This window comes from Streptomyces sp. NPDC041068, assembly GCF_040647455.1.
Lineage (GTDB): Bacteria > Actinomycetota > Actinomycetes > Streptomycetales > Streptomycetaceae > Streptomyces.
This window is the reverse complement of the sequence record NZ_JBEZCG010000002.1, coordinates 384,188-408,763: the sequence shown is the minus strand read 5'-3', so window position 1 is coordinate 408,763 and position 24,576 is coordinate 384,188. Positions and strand designations below refer to the sequence as shown.

The following is a 24,576-nucleotide window of genomic DNA, read 5'->3' as shown; positions in this document are numbered from 1 at the left end:
ATACCCCCTGGGAGTACCGTCGGAGCTCAAGGAGCGTCATGAACACCACCATTGCGGACGACCCGCGGGGCTTCCTCGAGAAGCTCTACAACAATTTTCAGGACGAGATCTTCAGCGACGAGGACGCGGGTGAGGTCATCGACCGCTACTACGCTCCTGGTTTCCTTCAGGTGAGTGACGGAATCGAGATCGACAGGGACCGTCTCGTCAAGCACATTCGCCCGGTGAAGAAGAGCATTCAGAGCGGCAGTTACGAAGTTCTCGAAGCCATCGCGGACGGCAATCGGCTCGCGGCCCGCTTTGTGATTCGCGCGGTCACCAAGCAGGGCAAGGAGTCGGAGAACGAGGTCCACATGTTCTGCGAGATGACGGACGACGGCCGGTTCGCACGCATCGACCAGATCACCCGCACCATCAAGGGCTGACCTCTCCCGGCGGCGCGGCACCCGAGGTCGCCGTGGCCGCCACGCCCCCGCCGCCATCTCCTCAATTGCCCTCCGACCGTGGCAACTTGAGAGATGCCCGCACGGTGACTCGCGGCGGAGAGTCCCTGTCCTGGGCCAGCGGGCCCAGGCTGGATTTCCGTGAGAGGGCATCATGTTCCGAACCTCGACAAGAGCCGCCGCCGCGTTCGCCGGAGTCCTGGCGGTCGTCTGCGCCGCCACACTCCCCGCCTCGGCCCATGTGAACATCAAGGACCCGGCCGAGGCCACCGTGGGCACCTTCCCGACGCTCACCTTCATCGTCCCGAACGAGCGCACCGAGGCCCACACCAAGAAGCCGCAGACAATCCTCCCCAAGGAATCCGCGTCAAAGATCACGAACGCTCTGGCGAAGCGGACTCCCGGCTGGAAGCACACCATCGAGAAGTCCGGAAGCGGCGGAAACCCGGGCGAGAACGTCGTCTCCTTCACCTGGACCGCGCAGTCGGGCGAAGCCGCCATCCACGCGGGCGAATTCGAGGAATTCAAGGTTCTGGTGGGCAGGATTTCCGACACCGACAAGATCTGCCGCGCGCTCGGCGACTGCCCGGCGGCCGCGCGCCCGCGGTGGCCCGGACCGCATGGTTCCGAACCACCGCCCCTCCCCTACCGAAGCCCCCGCCCCCTCTCCCCCTCCGGGATCCCACAACATGCCAGCGCAATACAGGAGTTGAGGGACCGGATTCCGCGGTGCCACTCTGATGCCGCATCAGGCCGACCAGAGGGGCTCCAGATGACACAGACCTCCCCGGAACCGGCGGCCCTGCCCACGGTCCGCAGCCGCCCGCTCGACCCGGCCCACCAGCTGGACCCCGCGCGACTGAACGACATCGCCGCGCTGGGCCACGTACGCGTCGCGGCGCACCGCACGGAGGCCTGAGAAGCATGAATCCGACACCACCCGCAACGCCGACGGTCACGGCCCGCCGTGACGAAGCCGCCGAGGCCGTCTTCCTGGAGATCATGCAGAACCCCGCGGTCGACGACCCGTACACGGGATACCGCACGCTGCGGGAGTCGGCACCCGCGCTGATCACGGGCGACGGCACGCTGGTCCTGACCGGCCACACCGAGTGCGACGCCGCGCTGCGGCACCGCTCGCTGGGCCGCAACGACGACATGGACGGGTTCCGTATCGCGTCCGTGCCCCAGGAGCAGGTCGCGGAGGTGATGTCCACGCTCAAGCGCAGCATGGCCTTCGTGGACCCGCCCCGGCACGCGCGCCTGCGCAGGCCGGTCAACTCCGTCTTCACGCACCGTCAGGTCGAGGCGCTGCGCCCGGCCGTGACGGCACACGTCGACCGGCTCCTCGCGGGCCTCGACGGGCCGTCCGATGGCGACTTCGGCTCGCCCGATGGCGACTTCGGCTCGCCCGATGGCGACTTCGGCTCGCCCGATGGCGACTTCGGCTCGCCCGATGGCGACTTCGGCTCGCCCGGCGGCGACTTCGGCTCGCCCGGCGGCGACTTCATGGCGGCCGCGGCCAAGCCGCTGCCCGAGATCGTCATCTCCGACCTGCTGGGCATCCCCGAGGCCGACAGGGCCTCCGTGCTGCCCCACTCGCAGGCGCTTGCGGTCCCGATGGAGCCGGTCACCTACGCGGAGGTGTTCCGCACAGCGGCGAACGCTCAGCGCGCCCTGTGCGCGTACTTCGCCGAACTCCTCGCGCGGCGGCGGGCGGAGCCGACCGACGACCTGCTGAGTCGGCTCGGCACGGCTCCCGAGGGCAGCGGCCTGAGCGACGACGAGATCGTCTCCACCGCTCTGCTGCTCCTCGGCGCGGGCGTCAAGACGACCACCCATCTGCTCGGCAACGGCCTGCGGGCCCTGCTCGACCACCCCGACCAGGTCGCGCGGCTGCGCGAGGACCCGGGCCTGATCCCGTCCGCCGTAAAGGAGTTGCTGCGGTACGACACCCCGGCACAGCTGGACGCGCGCGTGGCCCTGGAGCCGACGCGGTTCGCCGGGGTCGAGCTGAAGGCGGGGCAGACGGTCATGACCGTCATCGGCGCGGCCAACCGGGACCCCGCACGGTTCGCGGACGCGGAGAGCCTGGACGTCGGCCGCGTCGAGAACGCCCATCTGTCGTACGCGGCAGGGGTGCACTTCTGCCTCGGCGCCCAACTGGCCAACCTGGAGGCGGAAGTTCTGCTCGACCGGCTGATCGCCGGGACGCGCGCGTTCGCCCCCGCGGGCGCCCCACGGCGGCGGATCGGCCTCGGACTGAGGGGCTTCGAGACGCTGCCCGTGGAGCTCACGCGGTAAGCCTCAGTCCTCGAACGGGAGGGGCGGTGGCGACCTGGTCACCACCGCCCCTCCCGTCGCGCGTACCGCGCGGGCCGTGCCGCGTAGGCTGCGCCTGATGCTGCATGCCGCATCAGGCGCGTCTGACGCGTCAGACGCGTCCCGCGAGCTCGTACCCGATGTCGTCGAGCGCCTGGTTGACCGCGCCCTCCTCGAGTTCGCGCTCGGAGCTCACGGCCACACGGCCGCCCTCTACGTCGACGTCCACCTCGCGCACGCCGTCGAGGCCGGTGAGCGCCTCGGTCACGGAGGCGGCGCAGTGTCCGCAGACCATGCCCTCGACCAGATAGGTCACGGTGACGCCCCCTGCCGCGGAGGCTTCACCGGTCCCGTTCGCCTCGGCGTCACCGTGGGAAGTTGCAGGGGAGGCCATGAGCTACTCCTGTCGTCGGTGCCTCGGTTCATCGCACTGCGCGTAATACCCTCTGGGGGTATACAGGCTACCACTCGGCGACGAGGTTCACCGCTCGGCGACGAGATCCTTCTCCGCCGCGGGCTCCGCCTGCCGCGCCTCGGCCTCCGGCACCTCGATGGCGACCCGCGGCAGGACCTTGTCCAGCGGCCCCGGCAGCCACCAGTTGGCGCGGCCGATCACGTGCATGAGGGCGGGCACGAGCAGCATCCGCAGGACGAAGGCGTCCACGGCGACGGCCCCGGCGAGCGCGACACCCGTCATCACGGCGGACTGTTCCGCGCTCAGGACGAAGGAGGCGAAGACGCACACCATGATCAGTGCGGCACAGTTGATGACGCGGCTGGTGTCCGTCAGGCCGACGCGCACGGCGCGCGCGTTGTCCTTGATGTGCACCCACTCCTCGTGCATCCGGCTCACCAGGAACACCTGGTAATCCATGGAGAGGCCGAACAGCAGGGGCAGCATGAACGCCGGGATGAAGGAGGTGATCGGCCCCTCCTTGCCGAGGCCGAGCAGGTCGATGCCCCAGCCCCACTGGAAGACGGCGACGATGATGCCGAACGCGGCGCCCGCGGCGAGCAGGTTCATCAGCGCCGCGATCAGCGGCACCACCACGCTGCGGAAGGCCACCATCAGGAGCAGCGCGCCCAGTACGGCGATCAACGCGATGAACAAGGGCAGTCGGTCGCTGATCTCCGCCGCGAAGTCCTTCTGGACCGCGGTGTTGCCGCCGATGTGCACATCGAGCGTGCTGTCGCCCCGGGCCTGCGGCACGGCCGTGTCCCGCAGCTCCGTGATGAGGTCGTCGGTGGCCTCGTCCTGCGGCGAGTGCGTGGGGATCACCTGGTAGACCCGCGTCTCGGCGCCGTCGGGCGTGGGCAGTTCGGCGACCTCCTCGACGCCGTCCATGCCCTTCACCCGGTCGACGAGACCCTCCAAGGCGCGTACGTCGCCATCGCCACCGGGAACGTCCGCGACCAGCTGCAGCGGTCCGTTGAACCCGGGGCCGAAGCCGTCGGCGAGCAGGTCGTAGGCCTGCCGTGTGGTCTGCGACTCGGGCTGGTTGCCCTGGTCGCTCGCACCGAGCCGCAGCGAGAGCGCGGGCAGCGCGAGCACCACCATCGCCGCGACGGCGACGAGGGCGACCATGCGCGGCTTGCTCTCCACGAAGGCCGCCCAGCGCACCGCGAACGAGCTCGCGCCCTCATCGGACCGCGGCCCGTCCGCGGCGAGTGCGCGGCGCTCGCGGCGGCTGAGCACCTTCATCTTGAACAGCCCGAGCAGCGCGGGCAGCAGGGTGGCCGCGCACAGCACGCTGAGCAGCACAATGATGATCATCGCGATGGCCAGGCCGTTCAGGAACTCCATGTCGAGCGCGAACATGGCGAGGAACGCCACGCACACCGTGCCGCCGGCGAACACCACCGCGCGCCCCGAGGTGTTGAGGGCCCGTTCGGCGGCGGCCTCCGGGGCCAGCCCTGCCTTCAGCCCCTTGTGGTGCCGCGTCACCACAAACAGCGCGTAGTCGATGCCCACGCCGAGCCCGACCAGCGAACCGATGACCGGTGCGGAGGCGGGCAGCGCGAAGGCGTTGCTGAACACGCCGAGCAGGGAGATGCCGGTACCGACCGAGAAGAGCGCGGTGAGGATGGGCAGCAGCATGCCGAAGAGCGAACCGAAGGCGAGCAGCAGGACGACGGCCGCGGCCAGGATGCCCACGAGCTCGGAGGCACCCTCCGGCGGCTGCTGCGCGTACTCGATCGCCATGCCGCCCAGTTCGACGTCGAGGCCGTCGGTGCGGGCGTCGTGAGCGCGGTCGATGACCTTCTCGGTGTCGTCCTTGTCGAGGTCGTAGGCCTGCTCGGCGAAGGTGACCTCGGCGTAGGCGGTCCTGCCGTCCTCGCTGATGTGGGTGGCGCCCGCCTTGTCGTAGGGGCTCAGTACGCCGCCCACGTCGGGCATCTTCTCGATGTCCCGCAGAGCGTCCGTCATGCGCTCGCGCACCGCGACGTCACGGACCGTTCCTTCCTCGGTCCGCCACACCACCGTGTCCACGTCGCCCGAGACCTCGGGGAAGACCTTCTCCATGCGTTCCATGGCGCGGGTCGACTCGGTGCCGGGCACGTCGAAGTCGTTGGAGTAGGCACTGCCTCCCGCCGAGGCGGCCGCTGTGCCGAGCAGTGCCGCAAGCCATAGGAGGAGAACCACGATCCGGTGTCTGAAGCACCAACGCGCCAGGGCAGTCATGTGAATCCTCGTATCTCACGACAGGTATCAGGGGATCAGGGGATCAGAGGATCAGGGGGATCAGGGGGATCGATCAAGGAACCGATCAACCGACCGAAGAGGTCGGGCACCTCGAAAAGTTAGGTCGAAAAGGTCGGTCGAAAAGGTCGAGGGAGGGGGCGATGCGGACGCCGGGCCGCCCGGGGGAAAGCAGTCCTGCTCCGTGCCTCCCCCTCTCACCTGTCGGCTGGACGGCCAACGCCACCGAGGCTGCACGCACCCGCTCACAACTGACGCTCAAATCGCTCACATTGGGCAATCATTCGCAGCTCGCGCCGGGGATCCGGATGTCACCATGTGGGAATGCATGTTGGATTTCTCGGACCGCTGGAGGTCCGGGTCGGGGTGAAGCCCGTCGCCGTGGGCGGCATCCGGCTCCGTACGCTCCTGATCAGGCTGGCGCTGGAGGCGGGCCGTCCCGTTCCGGTCGGTTCGCTGTCCCTGGCGCTGTGGCCCCAGGAGCCGCCCGTCAACTGCGGCCACGCCGTACAGGCGTTGGTCAGCCGCCTGCGCAAGGCGCTGCCCGAAGACATCCCCCTGCACTTCGCCCACGGCGGGTACGTCCTGGACATCGCGTCCGACGCGGTGGACGCGCTGCGCTTCGAGTCCCTTGCGCGCGAGGGCAGTCGGCTGCTCCAGGAGGGCGACGCCCGTGCCGCGACGGATTCCCTGAACGAGGCGATCGGCCTGTGGCGCGGTGAACCGCTCACGGACATGGCCGATTCGGCGTTCGCGACCGGCACCGCGGTGCGCCTGACCGAGCTGAGGCTCACAGCCCTGGAGGACTGCGCGGCGGCCGGACTCGCACTGCGCACCGAACTGCCGTACCTGATAGCCGAGTTGGAGTCGCACGTCGCACAGCATCCGCACCGCGAGCGCCTGCGTTCACTCCTGGTGCGGGCCCTGCACGCGGACGGCAGGTCCGCCGAGGCCCTTGGCGCGTACGAACAGTTCCGCTCCTGGCTCGCCGACCAGTTGGGCACCGATCCGTCGCCGGAGCTGCAGGAGACGCACCTCGAAGTGCTGCGCGGGCAGCGGGACGCGTCCGCGCGGCTCGGCCCGCCCGCGGAACGGCGGCGCGACAATCTGCGCGCGGAGCTGACCAGTTTCGTCGGCCGCGGCCAGGAGAGCCGGCAGCTCGCCAAGCAGCTCGCGGAGCACCGTCTCGTCACGCTCGTCGGCACCGGTGGAACCGGCAAGACGCGCCTGGCCACCGCGGTCGCGGGCGAGTTGGCGGACGGCGTGCCCGGCGGGGTGTGGCTGGTCGAGCTCGCCCCGGTCACCGACGACGAGGACGTGGCACCGGCCGTGCTCGCCGCGCTCGGCACGCGCGGCATCAGCATGTCCGAATCCGCGGGCACCCCGCGCGACAGCACGAACCGGCTGATCGAGGTGGTGTCGGCCGCGGAGACGCTGCTGATCCTGGACAACTGCGAGCACATCGTCGAGGCCGCGGCCCGCCTCGTCGACGAACTCCTGGGCCGCTGCCCGCGGTTGAGGATCCTCGTGACGAGCAGGGAGCCGCTCGACATCCTCGGCGAGGCGCTGTTCCCGGTGCCGCCGCTGGGCCTGCCCGCGCCGCACTCGCCCGCCGCCGCGGTCGCCGGCTGCCCCGCCGTGCAGCTGTTCAGCGCCCGCGCCTCGGCCGTCCGCCCCGGGTTCGCGGTGACCGACGACAACGCCTTGGCGGTGGCCGACGTCTGCCGCAGGCTCGACGGACTACCGCTGGCCATCGAACTGGCCGCGGCCCGGCTGCGTACGCTGTCCGTCGAGCAGTTGGCCGCCCGCCTCGACGACCGCTTCCAGGTCCTGACCGGCGGCAGCCGCACCGCACGGCCCCGGCACCGCACCCTGCGCGCCGTCGTGGCCTGGGGCTGGGACCTTCTGACCGACGACGAGCGCGGCCTCGCCCAGACACTCTCGGTCTCGCCCGCCGCGATCACCCTGGAGGCGGCGGAGACGATGGGCGGCCTCGGTGCCCGCACGCTCGACACGCTCACCTCGCTCGTCGAGAAGTCGGTCGTCCAGGTCGTGGACAGCCAGGTCGTGGACAGCCAGGTCGTGGGCGGTCTGGTCACGGACGGCCAGGTTGTGGACGGCCAGGTTGTGGACGGTCTGGTCACGGACGGTCTGGCCGTGGACGGCCAGGTCACGGACGGCCCCGTTCCGCGCTTCCGCATGCTGGAGACGATCCGCGCCTACGGCATGGAACGGCTCGCCGAGAGCGGCGGCGTGGACGCGGCACAGCGCGCGCACGCCCACTGCTTCCTCGCCCTCGCCGAGAGCGCTGAGCCCCATCTGCGCGGCGGCCCCGGCCAGATCGAGTGGGCCCGCGCGCTCACCGCCGACCGGGACAACCTCCTCGCCGCGCTGCACTTCGCCTGTGAGTCGGGCGACGCCGACACCGCCGTGCGGCTCGGCGCGGCACTCTCGTACTTCTGGACGCAGCGCGGGGAGTACACCCAGGCCGTGCACCTCCTGCGCACCGCCCTGAGCCTGCCCGGCGAGACCGATCCGGAGAAGCGGGCCGTCGCCACCGCGGGCTGTCTCCTCAACTGCATCCTCTCCGGCGACTCGGTCGGCGCCCGGAGCGTTCCGATTGATCCCCGTCCCGGCGCGCTCCCGCCGCCGCGGCCCGGCGGCCACCCCGCGCTCGCCCTGACGACGCCGCTGCTCGCCATGGTCGGCGGCGACGTGGAGCGCGGCCTGCGGGCGATCGACGAGCACTCCCCCGCGCCCGATCCGTGGACCCGGGCGATGCTGTGGCTCATGCGCTCGATGTTCCGTCTGAACGAAGGGGACCTGCAGCAGGGCTGCCTCGAACTGCGCCGCTGCGCCCAGGAGTTCCGCATCGCACGGGAGCGCTGGGGCCTCGCCACGTCCCTGACGTATCTGGCGGTCGGCCTGATGTCCCAGGGTGAGTACGACGATGCGGTGGCCGCACTGACCGAAGCGATGGGCCCGGCCCGCGAGTTCGGCGGCGACGACCTGCAACGGATCTGGATCGCCGTCGCCCACCGGCACACCGGGCAGATGGCACAGGCCCGCGAGGATCTGCTCCGCGTCGTCAACAGCCCTTCGTCCACGCCCCACTTGAGGATGGCGCGGCTGAACCTGGGCGACCTCGCCCGCATCGAGGGCGACCTCGACGAGGCCGCCCGGCAGTACGCCCTGGCCCGGGGCACGTGCTCCCCCGACACCTTCGACGACCCGGCCTTCGACACCCTGCACTGGACGGGTACGGGCAGGCTGGCCCTGGCCAGGGGCGATCTCGCGGCAGGGCACACCGCGCTGCGCAACGCCCTCGGCCTGGCGCTCGAAACGGCGGACATGCTGCTGGTCTCGATCGTCGCCGCCGCGACCGCGGAACTCCTGTGGCACTACCGCGATCCGGAGTCGGCGGCGGCCTTGCTCGGCGTCTCCCACGTCCTGCGCGGCGCCCGCGACGTCGGCGACCCCGACGCGGCCCGGCTCCTGACGGCCCTGGTGGACGACCTCGGCGAGGCGGGGCACAAGGCGGCGTACGAAAGCGGCCGGGCCCTGGAGCGCGCGGACGCCGTCGCGCTGATCCGCACCGCCCTCGACCAGGACAGCGCGCTGCCGCTCGCCGGACCGAGCCGTACGTGACGCCGCGCCCGCGGCCGAGCGCCGGCCGACCCCCGCCACCGGCCGGGCCGCAGCCGATGCCCCGCCTCCGGCCGCGCGGCGCCGAACCGGCTCGCGCAGCAGAGCAATCGCGGACATGACATCACGTCATTCCCTGCACAACCACGAGTGCGTGATCTGCCCTCACCCTCTTGGGAGCGACGATGGCGCCTGCCTGCGAACCGCTGCCGGTCATGCTCGGAGCTCCCTCCCCGGGAGACCCGCACGGCCGGTACACCCGGCTCAGGGACGCAGACCCCGTCCATCCCGCGCGCGCCTGCCGGACGGCACGACCTGCTGGCTCGTCACCCGGCACGAGGAGGCCCGCACGGCCCTCGCGCACCCCTCGCTGAGCACCGAGTCCGCACACGCCGCGCCCAGGAACAAGCACGGATCATGGGAGCACGGCCCTCCGCACGCCCTGATGGCCGAGGCCGTCGACCGGCACATGCTGCACAGCGACCCTCCCGACCACACGCGTCTGCGCGCCCTGGTGAACCGCGCGTTCGCCAGGCGCCGCGCGACGTCCCCCCGCCCGCACATCGAGCGGACCGTCGACCGACTCCTGGACCGCCTGACGGGCCGCCAGGAGGCAGACCTGCTCACCGAGTTCGCCCTGCCCGTGCCTCTCTCGGTGATCGCCAGGCTGCTCGGGGTGCCGCCGTCCCGGCGCGACCGCCTGGAGAAGTCCGCGGACGCGCTCATCGCCGTATGCCACCGCACCGCCGGGCCGGAAGCGGTGCGCGACGCGACCGCCGACATCATCGAGGTGATGACCGAGCTGATCCGCGAGAAGCGCGCGGAGCCCGGCGACGACCTGCTCTCCGAACTGGCGCACGACACTGGCGCGAGAGGCGACCCGCTCGCCGAGGGCGAACTCGTCGCGATGGCCTGCCTGTTGCTCTTCACCGGCTACGAGACCGTGGCGTACGCCCTGTGCAACGGCGTCATCAACCTCCTGGCCCACCCCGACCAACTGACGGCCGCGCGCGCCGATCCCGCGCTCCTCCCGGCCGCGATCGAGGAACTCCTGCGCTTCGAGGGCCCGGGGGACTCGGCGGCGCTGCGCTACACCACCGCCCCGGTGCGCCTGGGCGACGTGGAGATCCCCGAGGGCGAGTGCGTCGTCGTCTCGATCCAGGCGGCCAATCGCGACGGGCGCCGGTTCACCGCGCCCGAGCGGCTCGACTTCCCCCGAACGCCGGGCGACCACCTGGCTTTCGGCCACGGCATCCACCATTGCGTGGGCGCCCCGCTGGCACGCCTCGAACTGGAGGTCGCGCTCAGCCGGCTCCTCACCCGCTTCCCCGCCTTGCGACTGGCCGTCGAACCCGCCGAGTTGGACTGGCACCACCTCATGACACTGCGCAGCGTGCACCACCTCCCCGTACACCTTTGAGCCACGCCCCTTCAACATCACTGGTTCACCGAGGAGTTGGGGTGTATACCCGGGGAGGGTATACAGCGACAAGATGATCCCGCAGGCAAGCACACCCCTTCAGACAAGCACACCCCTTCAGACAAGAACGCCCCCTCAGACAAGAACGAAAGGACCGGCATGACCGTCGATCTCGGCACCACCCCCAAGGAATTTGCCAGCAACTTCTTCAACTCGTACGTGAAGGAGGTCATCTTCGGGGGCGGCGATCCCGAGCAGAGCATCGACCGCTTCTACACCCCGGACTTCGTCCAGGTGAGCGACGGCACCGAGCTCGACCGAGCGGCGCTGGCCGAGCACGCCCCCGCCGCGAGCAACACCTTCGACGGCGCCCAGTACACGGTCCACGAGGCCCTGCAGAGCGGCGACACCCTGGCCGTCCGCCTCACCTTCGAGGGCGCCCTCAAGGCCGGCGGCATGATTCAGATGGAGTACTACACGTTCGCGGAGCTGTCCGACGACCGCCGCTTCAAGCGGGTCACCCAGATCACGCGCACACTCAAGAACGACATGATGCCGTCCTGAGCCCTGCGCCCCCACGACATCAACGCAAGGTGTCGGCCGGGCCCTCGGCCCGGCACCGACCGCCTCGCGGGGCGAGGGGGCCTTCCCCCCCTTCCCCACCTCACCCACCTCACCCACCTCACCCACCTCACCCACCAGGCTCACCGATGCGTCCACGGCGGGCTCGCCTTCCGCGCCCGGTCGAGGGAATCGTCCCAAGTGCCGTCCCGGTCGAAACTGGCGGCCCGGCAGCCACGGGACATGGGCGCCGCGTCACCATGACGCCAGGGATCGCCCCCGACCTGGGCTATTGCGCAACCGCAGTGTCGGCAGACTGCGTACCCCATTAACTCATCAGCCAGTCGCTCGAATTGCGCGGTGCGGTCCGCGACCTCTTCTTTGACGCCTCGCAGCACCTCCTCAGCGCTGGAAACCCCCGCCGAAGCGATGATGTCGCGTACGAGTACCGCCGCTTCGGTGGCGATGTCGGCCCGGCGTGCGGCATCGACAAGGCTCTGCGCGGAACCGCTCCCAGACCTCTTGCGCACCGTCCGTTCGGCCAGTCGAACCGACGGATGGCTCGACACCGATGATCTCCAAGGCATCGGCGTCATAGCCGCCGGCGGCGTTGCGGTGCCCCTGGATGTCGAGGAAGAGGTAGCGCGGAGCACCGGGGCTTGCAGCCGCAGCTTGCTTGAGTATCGAGAAGAGGCGCGTGGCGCACTTGGTGAAGTCCTCTTCAACCCGCATGTCGTGATAAAGCGCGATGCCCTTCGGCTTTGCATCGCCTCCCGGCCCTTCGGGTCGGACCCCCTCTTGGATGGCCTCTGGGCGGGCCGAGTTCTGAGCCGTAGTCAGCTTCTGCGCCCTGCCTTTCATGAGCGCACAGTAGGAGCCTCGACTGACAGTCGGTATTGGTGGCGTCCGACCTCGGGGGTTCGCTCGACTGTCGGCCACTCGACTGCTCGACTGCTGGCCACGCGATTGGTCGCACCGCACCCCGAGAAAACAGAAAAACCCCAGATCGACTGGGGTCCCTGCTGGTGTTGGTGTCCGAGGGGGGACTTGAACCCCCACGCCCGATAAAGGGCACTAGCACCTCAAGCTAGCGCGTCTGCCATTCCGCCACCCGGACCAGATGCCTGTCGCTTGGCGGGGCGTTCCCCGCAGCGACAGGCATAACCATAACAAGGTTTCGGAGCACCTCTCACCAGCGTAAACACCACCCTGCGAGCGGGAACTCGGCGCCGCACGGTGGGGACGACCGGCACCGGCCCAGCCCCTGCCGCTCGCCCTCGAACACGCCCTGGCGCCCTGGCTACCTGAGGGAAAACAAAAGGTCCCAGCCGAGATGGTGCTCGACCGGGACCTCAAGCGGATCCCTGGGATCGCTGTTGGTGTCCGAGGGGGGACTTGAACCCCCACGCCCGATAAAGGGCACTAGCACCTCAAGCTAGCGCGTCTGCCATTCCGCCACCCGGACTAGGTGTCTGCCGCCTGGCGGGGCGTTCCCCGCGGCGACATGGACAACAATACCAAGGTTTCGGAGTGCCTTTCACCTGCGTATCCGCCCACCCACCGTGGAATGCCGGGCCACCGGGACCGCCCGCCCTACAGTCTCACCATGAGTGACGGGTTGATTACGGGGATGGCCGGAGCGCTCGGTGACGTGAAGGTGCGCCGGCCCCGAATGCTGTCTCCTCTGCGGGAGCATCTGCGGGACACCATGTGGTTCGCGCCGACGGCGGGGCTCGTAGGAGTCATGCTCCTGTGGTGGGTCGCGGCGGAGCTGGACGCCGAGATCGTCAGGGCGCTGCAGGACGCCGAGGAGTACGACTGGCTCAAGGACCTGATCGGGGTCGCCGAGGACGCCAAGGCGGTGATCAACACCATCGGCAGCGCGATGATGACCTTCATCGGTGTCGTCTTCAGCATCTCGCTGGTGGCCGTGCAGATGGCGAGCGGGCAGTTCAGCCCGCGGGTGGTGCGCCTGTACGTCCGCTCGCGGATCACGAAGGCCACGCTCACCGGTTTCATGGCGACGTTCCTCTTCTCCCTCCTGACACTGACGTCGTTCGACAGTGAGCAGGACCCGCGCCTGGTGTCGAGCGTGCCGCTGATCGAGGCGCTGATCGCGATGCTGATGGTGCTGCTGAGCCTGCTGCTGTTCGTGGCGTACGTGAACGGGACGGTCCGGATGATGCGGATCGGCTTCGTCATCGACCGGATCGCCCGGGAGTCGTTCCGGGTCGCCGTGAAGCAGCCCACGGAGCTGCCGGTGGACACGGAGCAGCTCGGGCCCGAGACCGCCCGGATCACCCATCTCGGCAGGGCGGGCGTGCTGCGGGACGTGAACATCGCACGCGCCGTGCGGGCGGCCCGTCGCCAGGGGGTCGTGCTGCGGCTGATCCCGCGGATCGGGGACTTCGTGGTGCCGGGGACACCCGTCTTCACGGTGCACGGCGGGGCCGCGCCGTCGCGGCGTGCCCTCCGCTACACCGTGTCGGTGGGGGTGGAGCGGACCTTCCACCAGGATCTCGGGTTCGGCCTGCGGCAGCTGTCCGACATCGCGCTGCGCGCCCTGTCCCCCGCCGTGAACGATCCGACCACCGCCGTGCAGGCCCTGGACCGCATCGTGCAGTTCCTCGCGTCGGTCGCCCCGTACCCACTCGGGGCGCTCGGTCACCGCGACCGGCGCGGGGCACTGCGGCTCGTGCAGTCGGTGCCGGACTGGACGGCGCTGGTGGATCTCGGGTTCGCCGAGATCCGGGGGTGCGCGATCGGCAACCCCCAGGTGACCCGGCGCATGCTGGCCGGGCTCGACGACCTGCTGCTGCTCGCCCCCGAGGAGCGGCGCGAGCCGCTCCTGCGGCACCGGGAGCTCCTCGCGCAGGCCGTGGAGCGCTCGGTGCCGGAGGCCGCGGACCGCGCGTTCGCACTGCGGCCCGACCGGCAGGGCATCGGGTGACGTGACGTCCGCGTCGGGCGGGCACCGGGCGAGGCCGGCCCGTCCGGTGCCGCGCTCGCGTCACGCCACGAGATGGTGGCTCGGGAAGTTCCCCGGTGGCCGCTCCCCCGCCGAGCCCTGGGTGACGGCACGCACAAGGAGCTCGCCGCCGACGAACGCACCGCGCCAGGACGCGCCGAAGCCGCCGAAGAGCTCCTCGCGGTCACCGCGCGAGCGCGGCGCGCCCCGGCCCACCTTGAAGGCGCGGATCTGGGGAGCGAGGCGTTCGTACGTCGCCGGGTCGTCGGTGGAGAGCGTGGCGACGAGCGCGCCGTTCGACGCGTTCATGGCGGCGAGCAGTTCCGCCTCCGTGTCGACCAGGACGATCGTGTCGACCGGACCGAACGGCTCCGCGTGGTGCAGCGGTGAGGACGGCGGCGGGTCGAGGAGCGTGACGGGGTGGAGGTACGCGCTCGTGTCCTGGCCCGGCAGGAAGCGCCCCGCCTCCCGCGCGCCGCGGTACAGCGGGACGGCGCCCCGGTCCACGGCCTCGGTGACCCGGTCGTCGAGCTCCTTGGCCTTGGCCGCGTTGATGAGGGGCCCGAAGTCGAGCGCGGGGAACGGGTCCTCGGGGTGTACGACGGCGAGCGGGTGCCCGACGCGTACGGTGCGGACCGCCGGGAGGTACGCGGCGAGGAACTCGTCGAAGAGGGTGCGCTGGACGACGAAGCGGGGGTACGCGGTGCAGCGCTGCTTGCCGTAGTCGAAGAGTTTGGGAACGAGCGCCGCGAACGCGTCCCAGTCGGTGTGGTTCCAGATGCCCCAGGTGTTCAGACCTTCCTGTTCGAGGATGTGCCGCTTGCCGAGGTCGGCGACGGCCGTGGCGACCGCGGCGCCCGTGTCGCGGCCGCCGACGAAGGAGACGCAGCCGATCTCGGGCGCGCGCACGAGCGCTTCGGACAGCTCGCCGCCGCTGCCGCTGACGAGGGTGACGGGGAGCCCTTCGCGGGCGGCGAGGGCGCAGGCCAGGGTGAGGCAGGCGACGCCGCCGTCGGTCGGGGTCTTGGCGATGACCGCGTTCCCTGCCAATGCCTGTACCAGCATGGTGTGAACGAGCACGCTCATCGGATAGTTCCAACTCGCGATGTTGGACACGGGGCCGTCCAGCGGGGCCCTGCCCTCGACCATCGGTTCGATGCCGTCGACGTACCAGCGCACGCCGTCGATGGCCCGGTCGACGTCGGACCGCGCCAGGCGCCAGGGCTTGCCGATCTCCCAGACGAGGAGCAGCGCGAGCAACTCCCTGTGGCGGGCGAGGGAGTCGAGCGTGGCCGCGACGCGTGCGCGCCGCTCGGGCAGGGCGATGTGCCGCCAGGCGCGGTGCTGGTCGAGCGCGGCGCGCACGGCCCGCCGTGCGGCGGTGGCGTCGAGGCGGGGCGGTCCCGCGATGGGGGTGCCGTCGACGGGGCTGGTTGCGGGCAGGGCACGGCCGTCGGCCTGCCAGGTGCCGTTCCACAGGTTCAGGACGCGGTCGTCGCGGAAGGCCTCGGGCGCGGCGGTGAGGCAGCGCCGCCAGGCGTCGGACCAGGCGGTGCCGGCCTTGAGGACGGGGGCGTCCGGGGTGGTGTCGACGAGGGGGTCCGGGCCGGTGTTTCGGGGTGTCATGTGGTTGTCTCCGCTCACGGTGGGCGGTCGGGGCGGGATCAGGCGTCATCTCCCCCTCGAGATCAGGGGTCACTTCGCCAGGAGGTCGAGCACGAGCCGAGCCGTCTCGGTGGGCGTCTTTCCCACGCGTACGCCGACGGCCTCCAGCGCCGTCTTCTTCGCCTGCGCGGTGCCCGACGATCCGGAGACGATCGCGCCCGCGTGGCCCATCGTCTTGCCTTCGGGGGCGGTGAACCCGGCGATGTAGGCGACGACGGGCTTGGAGACGGACCGCTCGATGTACGCGGCCGCCCGTTCCTCCGCGTCGCCGCCGATCTCCCCGATGAGGACGACGAGTTCGGTGTCGGGGTCGTCCTCGAAGGCGGCCAGGCAGTCGATGTGCGTCGTGCCGACGACGGGGTCGCCCCCGATGCCCACGCACGTGGAGAAGCCGATGTCGCGCAGCTCGTACATGAGTTGGTAGGTGAGCGTGCCGGACTTCGAGACCAGGCCGATGCGGCCTGGCTTGGTGATGTCGGCGGGGATGATGCCCGCGTTGGACTGCCCTGGAGTCGTCAGGCCCGGACAGTTGGGACCGATGACGCGGGTGCCGCGCTCCTTCGCGTACGAGAGGAAGGCGACGGAGTCGTGCACGGGGACGCCCTCGGTGATGACGACGGCGAGACCGATCCCCGCGTCGGCCGCTTCGATCACGGCGGCCTGGGTCAAGGCGGGCGGCACGAAGACGACCGTGACGTCGGCGCCGGTGACGTCCATGGCGTCGCGGACCGAGCCGAAGACGGGGACGGCGCGGTCGTCGAAGTCGACGGTGCGGCCCGCCTTGCGGGGGTTGACGCCGCCGACGACGTTCGTGCCCGCGGCGAGCATGCGCCGCGTATGGTGCATGCCGACCGCGCCCGTCATGCCCTGGACGAGGACCTTGCTCTCCTTGGTGAGGTGGATCGCCATGTCCCGGCTCCTCAGGGTGCGTCGGTCGCGTGGGCGGGGCGGGGTGCGTGGAGTGCGCCGGCGAGTTCGGCGGCGCGGCGCGCGGCGTCGTCCATGGTGGTGGCCTGCTGGACCAGCGGGTGGGCGCGGGCGTCGAGGACGGCGCGGCCTCGGGCGGCGTTGTTCCCGTCGAGGCGGACCACCAGGGGTTTGGTCAACTGGACGGCCCCCAGGGCCCGGACGATGCCGTCGGCGACCGCGTCGCAGGCGGTGATGCCGCCGAAGACGTTCACGAAGACGGATCTGACGGAGGGGTCGGAGAGGACCACGGAGAGGCCGTCCGCCATGACCTCGGCGGAGGCGCCGCCTCCGATGTCGAGGAAGTTGGCGGGGCGGGCGCCGCAGCCCGCGACGACGTCGAGCGTCGACATCACGAGTCCGGCGCCGTTGCCGATGATGCCGACCTCGCCGTCCAGCTTCACGTAGTTGAGGCCCTTGGCGGCGGCCGCCGCTTCCAGGGTGTCGTCGTGGGTCTCCCGCTCGGCCCCCCAACGCTCCTGACGGAAGCGGGCGTTGTCGTCGAGGGTGACCTTGCCGTCCAGGGCGAGGATCTCCCCCTGGGCGGTGCGGACGAGTGGATTGACCTCCACCAGGAGGGCGTCCTCACGGATCAGAACGCGCCAGAGTTCGACCAAGGTGTCGGCCGTGTCGGCGGGCAGGCCCGCGGCGGCCGCGATGTCGGCGGCCTTCGCCCGTGTCACCCCTTCCTTCGGGTCGATCGCGAGACGGGCCACCGCCTCGGGGCGGCTCGCCGCGACCTCCTCAATGTCCATGCCGCCCTCGGCCGAGGCGATCGCGAGGAAGCGGCCAGCGGCGCGGTCCAGTACGTAGGAGACGTAGAACTCGGCTTCGATGTCGACGGGTTGGGCCACCATGACCGTGCGCACGGTGTGGCCCTTGATGTCCATGCCGAGGATCTGCCGTGCCGTGATCTGTGCCGCCGCGGGGTCGGTGGCCATCTTCACGCCGCCCGCTCTGCCGCGCCCCCCGGTCTTGACCTGGGCCTTGACGACGACTCGGCCGCCGAGTCGCTCGGCTGCCGCGCGTGCTCCCTCGGCCGTGTCGGCGACCTCGGCGTGTGGCACCGAGATGCCGTGTTCTTCGAAGAGTTGCCGTGCCTGGTGCTCGAAAAGGTCCATTCCGGCTCCTGACTGAAAGTGCCGCACGCCCCCTGGACACCACCCACCGGATGCGGGATAACAAGCTTCATACAGTATTCGTCGACTGTATGCAATCCACTGCGAGGGCGCCCCGAGAGCGTGCGAGCGCACTCCAACTCCCCTACGAAGGGACAGGACTTCGCCATGCCCGACGACAACAGCCAGCAGCACATCTCCGGTGGACACCTGGTCGCCAAAGCACTCAAGGCGGAAGGCGTGGAGGTCATCTACACCCTCTGCGGCGGCCACATCATCGACATCTATGACGGCTGCGTCGACGAGGGCATCGATGTCGTCGACGTACGCCACGAACAGGTCGCCGCCCACGCCGCCGACGGCTACGCGCGCATCACGGGCAAGCCGGGCTGTGCGGTGGTGACGGCGGGGCCCGGCACGACGGACGCCGTCACCGGGGTCGCCAACGCCTTCCGCGCGGAGTCCCCCATGCTGCTGATCGGCGGCCAAGGCGCCCATAGCCAGCACAAGATGGGGTCGCTCCAGGACCTGCCGCACGTCGACATGATGACGCCCATCACCAAGTTCGCCGCGACCGTGCCGGACACGGCCCGCGCGGCCGACATGGTGTCGATGGCGTTCCGCGAGTGCTACCACGGCGCCCCTGGCCCCTCCTTCCTGGAGATACCCCGTGACGTGCTCGACGCGAAGGTGCCGGTCGACAAGGCCCGCGTCCCCGAGGCCGGGCGCTACCGCGCCTCGACCCGCTCGGCCGGCGACCCCGAGGCCGTCGAGAGGCTCGCCGACCTCCTGGTGCACGCCGAGAAGCCCGCCATCCTGCTCGGCGGCCAGGTGTGGACGACCCGTGGCACCGAGGCCGCCATCGACCTCGTCCGCACCCTCAACGTGCCCGCCTACATGAACGGCGCGGGGCGCGGCACCCTGCCGCCCGGGGACCCGCACCACTTCCAGCTCTCGCGGCGCTACGCCTTCTCCAATGCCGACCTCATCGTCATCGTGGGCACGCCCTTCGACTTCCGCATGGGGTACGGCAAGCGGCTCTCCCCCGACGCCACCGTCGTCCAGATCGACCTCGACTACCGCACCGTCGGCAAGAACAGGGACATCGACCTGGGCATCGTCGGCGACGCCGGGCTGATCCTGAAGTCGGTCACCGAGGCCGCGTCCGGCCGCGTCAACGGAGGCGCGTCGAAGCGCAAGGAGTGGATCGACGAGCTGCGCGCCGCCGAGCAGACGGCCGTCGAGAAGCGCCTGCCGAGCCTCCGGTCCGACGCCTCGCCCATCCATCCGTACCGCCTGGTGAGCGAGATCAACGACTTCCTTGCAGAAGACTCGATCTACATCGGCGACGGCGGCGACATCGTCACCTTCTCCGGGCAGGTCGTCCAGCCCAAGTCGCCCGGTCACTGGATGGACCCGGGTCCGCTCGGCACGCTCGGCGTCGGCATCCCCTTCGTGCTCGCCGCCAAGCAGGCGCGACCCGACAAGGAAGTGGTGGCCCTCTTCGGAGACGGCGCCTTCAGCCTCACCGGCTGGGACTTCGAGACCCTCGTGCGCTACGACCTGCCCTTCGTCGGGATCGTCGGCAACAACTCCTCGATGAACCAGATCCGTTACGGCCAGAAGGCCAAGTACGGCCAGGAGCGCGAGCGGGTCGGCAACACCCTCGGCGACGTCCCTTACGACAAGTTCGCGCAGATGCTCGGCGGTCACGGCGAAGAGGTCCGCGACCCCGCCGACATCGGTCCCGCGCTGCGCCGCGCCCGTGAGTCCGGCAAGCCCTCCCTGATCAACGTATGGGTCGATCCGGACGCGTACGCCCCCGGAACCATGAACCAGACCATGTACAAGTGAGGAGCCCTGACAGCCATGACCAAGGCTCTTGAAGGCATTCGCGTCCTCGACATGACGCACGTCCAGTCCGGCCCCTCGGCCACCCAGCTGCTCGCCTGGCTCGGCGCGGACGTGGTGAAGCTGGAGGCACCCTCCGGAGACATCACGCGCAAGCAGCTGCGCGACCTCCCCGACGTCGACTCCCTGTACTTCACGATGCTCAACTGCAACAAGCGGAGCATCACCCTCAACACCAAGACCGAACGCGGCAAGGAGCTCCTGACCGAGCTGATCCGGCGCTCAGACGTGATGGTGGAGAACTTCGGACCTGGTGCCGTGGACCGCATGGGCTTCACCTGGGACCGCATCCAGGAAATCAACCCGCGGATCGTCTACGCCTCGATCAAGGGCTTCGGAGAGGGCCCGTACACCAACTTCAAGGCCTACGAAGTGGTCGCCCAGGCCATGGGCGGCTCCATGTCGACGACCGGCTTCGAGGAAGGACCGCCGCTCGCCACCGGCGCCCAGATCGGTGACTCCGGAACAGGCATCCACGCCGTCGCGGGCATCCTCGCCGCCCTCTTCCAGAGGGAGAACACCGGTCGCGGGCAGCGCGTGAACGTGGCGATGCAGCACGCCGTACTGAACCTGTGCCGGGTCAAGCTGCGCGACCAGCAGCGACTTGCGCACGGTCCGCTCGCGGAGTACCCCAACGAGGACTTCGGGGACGAGGTGCCGCGCTCGGGCAACGCGTCGGGCGGCGGGCAGCCCGGGTGGGCCGTCAAGTGCGCCCCGGGCGGGCCCAACGACTACGTGTACGTCATCGTGCAGCCCGTGGGCTGGCAGCCGCTCACCGAGCTCATCGGACGCCCGGAACTGGCCGATGACCCCGACTGGGCCACTGCGGAGGCACGGCTGCCCAAGCTCGGCAAGATGTTCCAGCTGATCGAGGAGTGGTCCTCGACGCTGCCCAAGTGGGACGTCCTTGAGCGGCTCAACGCCCACAACATCCCCTGCGGTCCGATCCTCTCCACCAGGGAGATCATCGAGGACGCCTCGCTGGCCGCCAACGAGATGGTCGTCGAGGTCGCGCACCCCGAGCGCGGTTCGTTCACCACCGTCGGCTCCCCGCTGAAGCTCTCCGACTCCCCCGTGGACGTGGTCAGTTCACCCCTGCTCGGCGAGCACAACGACGAGGTGTTCATCGGCGAGCTCGGCCTCGGCGACGAGGAAGTGCGTCTGCTCAAGTCGAACGGAGTGATCTGAGTGATGGCCGAAGACCGCCTGCTGAGGGTGCGCGCACTTCTCGGATCGGTGCGTGCCGAGGGGCGTACGTCACTGACCGCGCCCGAGGGCAAGGTGATCGCGGACGCCTACGGAATCGCCGTACCGGGCGAGGAGTTGGCGACCGACGTCGACGAGGCCGTGGCACACGCCGCGCGCTTCGACGGCCCCGTCGTCATGAAGATCGTCTCCCCGGACATCCTGCACAAGACCGACGCGGGCGGCGTGGTGGTGGGCGTGGCGGGCTCCGCCGACGTGCGTGCGACCTTCCGCCGGATCGTCGAGAACGCCCGCACGTACGCCCCTGAGGCCCGAATCGACGGCGTCCAGGTGCAGGAGCTGCTGCCGGGCGGACCCTCGGCCCAGGAAGTCATCGTGGGGGCGGTGACCGATCCGACGTTCGGGAAGGTCGTCGCCTTCGGGCTCGGCGGTGTTCTGGTGGAGGTCCTCAAGGACGTCACGTTCCGTCTCGCGCCCGTCGACGCCGACGAGGCCGCCTCCATGCTGGACTCCATCAGGGCGGCGGAGGTCCTGCGCGGGGTGCGCGGCGCGGAGCCGGTCGACCGGTGGGCGGTCGCCGAGCAGATCCGCCGTGTCTCCCAACTGGTCACCGACTTCCCTGAGATCGCAGAGGTGGACCTCAACCCGGTGATCGCCACGCCGCGGGGAGCGGTCGCGGCGGACATCCGGATCATCCTCTCCGAAGAGGCCCCCAAGGCGCGGCGCACCTACACGCGCGCGGAGATGCTCGCTTCGATGCGCCGACTGATGCGGCCCCGCTCCGTCGCCGTCATCGGCGCCTCCAACGAGCAAGGGAAGATCGGCAATTCGGTGATGCGCAACCTCGTCGACGGCGGCTTCTCCGGAGAGATCCATCCGGTGAACCCCAAGGCCGATGACATCTTGGGCCGCAAGGCGTACAAGAGTGTCACGGACGTTCCCGGTGAGGTGGATGTGGCGGTCTTCGCGATCCCCGCCAAGTTCGTGGCCACGGCCCTGGAGGAGGTGGGGCGCAAGGGCATCCCCAATGCCGTCCTGATCCCCTCGGGGTTCGCGGAGACGGGCGAACACGCCCTCCAGGAAGAGATCGTGGCGATCGGCGAGCGCTACGGAGTGCGTCTTCTCGGGCCCAACATCTACGGCTACTACTCGACGTGGCAGGACCTGTGCGCCACGTTCTGCACCCCGTACGACGTGAAGGGCGGGGTCGCCCTGACGAGCCAGTCGGGCGGCATCGGCATGGCGATCCTCGGCTTCGCGCGCACCACGAAGACGGGTGTCTCGGCGATCGTCGGGCTCGGCAACAAGTCGGACCTGGACGAGGACGACCTGCTGACGTGGTTCGGCGAGGACCCCCATACCCAGTGCATCGCCATGCACCTGGAGGACCTGAAGGACGGGCGTGCGTTCGTGGAGGCCGCACGGGCGACGGTCCCCAAGAAGCCGGTCGTGGTCCTCAAAGCAGGGCGTACGGCGGCGGGCGCGAAGGCCGCGGGATCGCACACGGGCGCGCTGGCGGGCGACGACGCCGTGTACGACGACATCCTCAAGCAGGCGGGCGTCATCCGGGCCCCAGGTCTCAACGACATGCTCGAGTACGCGCGCGCGTTGCCGGTCCTGCCCACCCCCAAGGGGGACGACATCGTCATCATCACGGGCGCGGGCGGCTCGGGCGTGCTGCTCTCCGACGCCGTGACCGACAACGGCCTGCGGCTGATGGACATCCCCGAAGACCTGGACGCGGCCTTCAAGGCGTTCATCCCGCCCTTCGGGGCCGCGGGCAACCCCGTGGACATCACGGGCGGCGAGCCCCCCTCCACGTACGAGGCGACGATCAGGCTCGGTCTGGAGGACCCCCGCATCCACGCGCTCGTCCTCGGCTACTGGCACACCGTCGTCACCCCGCCCATGGTCTTCGCCGAACTCACGGCCCGCGTCGTCGCGGAGTTCCGCGAGCGCGGCGTCGAGAAGCCCGTGGTGGCGTCCCTGGCGGGCGACGTCGAGGTGGAGGAGGCCTGCCAGTACCTCTTCGAGCGGGGCGTCGTGGCGTACCCCTACACGACCGAGAAGCCGGTCGCCGTACTCGGTGCCAAGTACCGCTGGGCGCGGGCGGCCGGGCTGTTGGGGGGCGGTCGATGAGGTGACCGGTGCGGGTCCTGCCGACGGTGCGCGCCGGCAGGGCCGGGACCCGTGCGCACACGAAAGGGACAGGACAGGGGGCGCTGGCCGGGATCTTTCCGACGCAAGGGGTGCTGAGCGACATGACGACTACCGACATACCCACAGCCGTCCCGTACCGGGAGGTGAGGGACGCCAACGGCCGGATGTACCGGGTCGGCGAGACCGACATCGACATCATGGGCCGCAAACGCAAGTGGATGGTCATCCTGCCGTGGGTGGGCATGATGGGCATCAGCTCGGCCGAGTACGCGTTCGCCTCCGCCGAGGACACGCTGCACACCGCGCACCACTGGAGCAGCCTGCACATCTTCTGGATGCTCGGTGTCTGGGTGTTCTTCCAGGCCGCGGTGGCCTTCCCCGCGGGCAAACTCCGCGAGAGCGGAAAACTGCCGGCGCGCTGGGCGATGATGCTCGGTGCGCTCGGCACCTTCTTGGGATATCTGTCACTGGCTTTCGCGCCGCACGTGATCGTCGCGTACATCGGTTTCGGCATGTTCAGCGGTATGGGCGCCGGAATGGTGTACGCGACCTGCGTCAACATGGTCGGCAAGTGGTATCCGGAGAGGAAGGGCGGCAAGACCGGATTCGTCAACGGCGGATTCGCCTATGGCTCGGTTCCTTTCGTGTTCCTCTTCACCGGCTACATGGACCTCACGAATTTCCGCTGGGTCCTGGTTTCCGTCGGTGTCCTCCTCGCGGTGGTGGTCGCCGCGGCGGGCTATTTCTTCCAGGATCCACCGAAGAACTGGTGGCCGGCCGACGTCGACCCTTTGCGCCCGCCGGACGACCCACGGGCCCGGCGCGCGCTGCGGATGAACCCGCCCGCCGTGCGGCAGTACACCCCGAAGGAGGCCTGGCAGACCGGCCGGGTCGCGCTGATGTGGTTCTGCCTGCTGTGCACGTCGGGCGTGAACATCTTCGGCATCGCATTCCAGGTGGACATCGGCGAGGAGGCCGGATTCACCGGCGGAATCGTCGCCACGGCCATGTCCCTCAAGGCCGTCGTGAACGGCACGGGCCGGGGCGTCATCGGCTGGCTCTCGGACCGCTACGGGCGGAAGCGCTGCCTGATCTTCGTCTGCGTCGTCCTCGGTCTCGCGCAGTACGGCATTCTGTGGTCCGCGAACATCAAGAGCCTTCCGCTCTTCCTGATCTTCTCCAGCATCTCCGGGTTCGGTGGCGGTGCCATCTTCCCGATGTTCGCGGCCATGACGGCGGACTACTTCGGCGAGAACAACAACGCCTCCAACTACGGCCTGGTCTACAGCTCCAAGCTGGTCTCCGGACTTCTCGGATCCGGCATGGGAGCCGTGGTGGTGAGCCACTGGGGCCACACCGGGGCCTTCACCCTGGCCGGTTCGATCTCCCTGTTCGCAGGGTTCGTCGCGCTCTTCCTGTCGCAACCCGGCAGGCCGAAATCCAAGGACATCAGTCCCAATCCGCAACCCCTCGGTGAGGAGATGGCTTGA

The 24,576-nt window shown here is 70.0% G+C and carries 17 protein-coding genes and 2 tRNA genes; 11 read left to right on the top strand and 8 right to left on the bottom strand.

Features of this window, described 5'->3' with window-relative positions; all coding sequences use genetic code 11:
• Positions 1 to 38: 38 nt before the first annotated feature.
• From AB0B50_RS05700 to AB0B50_RS05690, 3 genes are all read left to right on the top strand, one after another.
• Positions 39 to 425: a nuclear transport factor 2 family protein gene (locus tag AB0B50_RS05700; RefSeq protein WP_362326095.1), complete on the top strand. Its 387-nt coding sequence runs from the start codon at positions 39 to 41 to the stop codon at positions 423 to 425.
• A gap of 172 nt (positions 426 to 597) precedes the next feature.
• Positions 598 to 1,362 (top strand): DUF1775 domain-containing protein, encoded by a 765-nt coding sequence (locus tag AB0B50_RS05695; protein ID WP_362326092.1) that lies wholly within the window; start codon positions 598 to 600, stop codon positions 1,360 to 1,362.
• A 5-nt stretch (positions 1,363 to 1,367) separates the two neighbouring features.
• Positions 1,368 to 2,747: a cytochrome P450 gene (locus AB0B50_RS05690; protein WP_362326089.1), complete on the top strand. Its 1,380-nt coding sequence runs from the start codon at positions 1,368 to 1,370 to the stop codon at positions 2,745 to 2,747.
• Positions 2,748 to 2,877: 130 nt separating this feature from the next.
• Here AB0B50_RS05690 and AB0B50_RS05685 read toward each other — a convergent pair whose 3' ends face one another.
• Together AB0B50_RS05685 and AB0B50_RS05680 are read right to left on the bottom strand one after the other, a co-directional pair.
• A complete protein-coding gene (locus AB0B50_RS05685; RefSeq protein ID WP_362326086.1) occupies positions 2,878 to 3,159 on the bottom strand; it encodes a heavy-metal-associated domain-containing protein in 282 nt (93 codons plus the stop codon).
• Between the two features lie 87 nt (positions 3,160 to 3,246).
• Positions 3,247 to 5,409 carry an MMPL family transporter gene (locus tag AB0B50_RS05680; RefSeq protein ID WP_362326083.1) on the bottom strand — a complete coding sequence of 721 codons (2,163 nt, stop codon included), beginning with the start codon at positions 5,407 to 5,409 and terminating at the stop codon, positions 3,247 to 3,249.
• Positions 5,410 to 5,790: 381 nt separating this feature from the next.
• Between AB0B50_RS05680 and AB0B50_RS05675 the strand changes: the two genes are divergently transcribed.
• From AB0B50_RS05675 to AB0B50_RS05665, 3 genes are all read left to right on the top strand, one after another.
• Positions 5,791 to 9,114, top strand: coding sequence for a BTAD domain-containing putative transcriptional regulator (locus AB0B50_RS05675; RefSeq protein ID WP_362326080.1), 3,324 nt, complete (start codon positions 5,791 to 5,793; stop codon positions 9,112 to 9,114).
• Positions 9,115 to 9,556: 442 nt separating this feature from the next.
• Positions 9,557 to 10,531, top strand: coding sequence for a cytochrome P450 (locus AB0B50_RS05670; RefSeq protein WP_362326077.1), 975 nt, complete (start codon positions 9,557 to 9,559; stop codon positions 10,529 to 10,531).
• 159 nt (positions 10,532 to 10,690) lie between these two features.
• On the top strand, positions 10,691 to 11,095 hold the full coding sequence (locus tag AB0B50_RS05665) for a nuclear transport factor 2 family protein (RefSeq protein ID WP_362326074.1): 405 nt from the start codon (positions 10,691 to 10,693) through the stop codon (positions 11,093 to 11,095).
• 399 nt (positions 11,096 to 11,494) lie between these two features.
• Here AB0B50_RS05665 and AB0B50_RS05660 read toward each other — a convergent pair whose 3' ends face one another.
• The 3 genes from AB0B50_RS05660 to AB0B50_RS05650 form a co-directional block, all read right to left on the bottom strand.
• Positions 11,495 to 11,953: a hypothetical protein gene (locus AB0B50_RS05660; protein WP_362326071.1), complete on the bottom strand. Its 459-nt coding sequence runs from the start codon at positions 11,951 to 11,953 to the stop codon at positions 11,495 to 11,497.
• A 168-nt stretch (positions 11,954 to 12,121) separates the two neighbouring features.
• A tRNA-Leu gene (locus AB0B50_RS05655) sits at positions 12,122 to 12,209 on the bottom strand.
• A gap of 260 nt (positions 12,210 to 12,469) precedes the next feature.
• Positions 12,470 to 12,557: transfer RNA gene (locus AB0B50_RS05650), tRNA-Leu, on the bottom strand.
• A gap of 165 nt (positions 12,558 to 12,722) precedes the next feature.
• On the opposite strand from AB0B50_RS05650, the gene AB0B50_RS05645 reads away from it, so the two are divergent.
• Positions 12,723 to 14,042 carry a DUF2254 domain-containing protein gene (locus AB0B50_RS05645; RefSeq protein WP_362326844.1) on the top strand — a complete coding sequence of 440 codons (1,320 nt, stop codon included), beginning with the start codon at positions 12,723 to 12,725 and terminating at the stop codon, positions 14,040 to 14,042.
• A 60-nt stretch (positions 14,043 to 14,102) separates the two neighbouring features.
• Here AB0B50_RS05645 and AB0B50_RS05640 read toward each other — a convergent pair whose 3' ends face one another.
• The 3 genes from AB0B50_RS05640 to sucC form a co-directional block, all read right to left on the bottom strand.
• Positions 14,103 to 15,686, bottom strand: coding sequence for an aldehyde dehydrogenase family protein (locus AB0B50_RS05640; RefSeq protein ID WP_362326068.1), 1,584 nt, complete (start codon positions 15,684 to 15,686; stop codon positions 14,103 to 14,105).
• Between the two features lie 69 nt (positions 15,687 to 15,755).
• The gene (gene sucD, locus AB0B50_RS05635) at positions 15,756 to 16,634 is read right to left on the bottom strand and encodes a succinate--CoA ligase subunit alpha (RefSeq protein WP_362326065.1); all 879 of its coding nucleotides are present in this window, start codon (positions 16,632 to 16,634) and stop codon (positions 15,756 to 15,758) included.
• 11 nt (positions 16,635 to 16,645) lie between these two features.
• Positions 16,646 to 17,812, bottom strand: a complete 1,167-nt coding sequence (gene sucC / locus AB0B50_RS05630) for an ADP-forming succinate--CoA ligase subunit beta (protein WP_362326062.1) — start codon at positions 17,810 to 17,812, stop codon at positions 16,646 to 16,648.
• 165 nt (positions 17,813 to 17,977) lie between these two features.
• Between sucC and AB0B50_RS05625 the strand changes: the two genes are divergently transcribed.
• The 4 genes from AB0B50_RS05625 (at position 17,978) to AB0B50_RS05610 (ending at position 24,576) form a co-directional block, all read left to right on the top strand.
• Positions 17,978 to 19,663, top strand: coding sequence for a thiamine pyrophosphate-binding protein (locus AB0B50_RS05625; protein ID WP_362326059.1), 1,686 nt, complete (start codon positions 17,978 to 17,980; stop codon positions 19,661 to 19,663).
• Between the two features lie 15 nt (positions 19,664 to 19,678).
• The gene (gene frc, locus AB0B50_RS05620; protein ID WP_362326056.1) at positions 19,679 to 20,908 is read left to right on the top strand and encodes a formyl-CoA transferase; all 1,230 of its coding nucleotides are present in this window, start codon (positions 19,679 to 19,681) and stop codon (positions 20,906 to 20,908) included.
• Positions 20,909 to 20,911: 3 nt separating this feature from the next.
• Positions 20,912 to 23,065 (top strand): acetate--CoA ligase family protein, encoded by a 2,154-nt coding sequence (locus tag AB0B50_RS05615; protein WP_362326053.1) that lies wholly within the window; start codon positions 20,912 to 20,914, stop codon positions 23,063 to 23,065.
• 122 nt (positions 23,066 to 23,187) lie between these two features.
• Positions 23,188 to 24,576, top strand: a complete 1,389-nt coding sequence (locus AB0B50_RS05610) for an OFA family MFS transporter (RefSeq protein ID WP_362326050.1) — start codon at positions 23,188 to 23,190, stop codon at positions 24,574 to 24,576.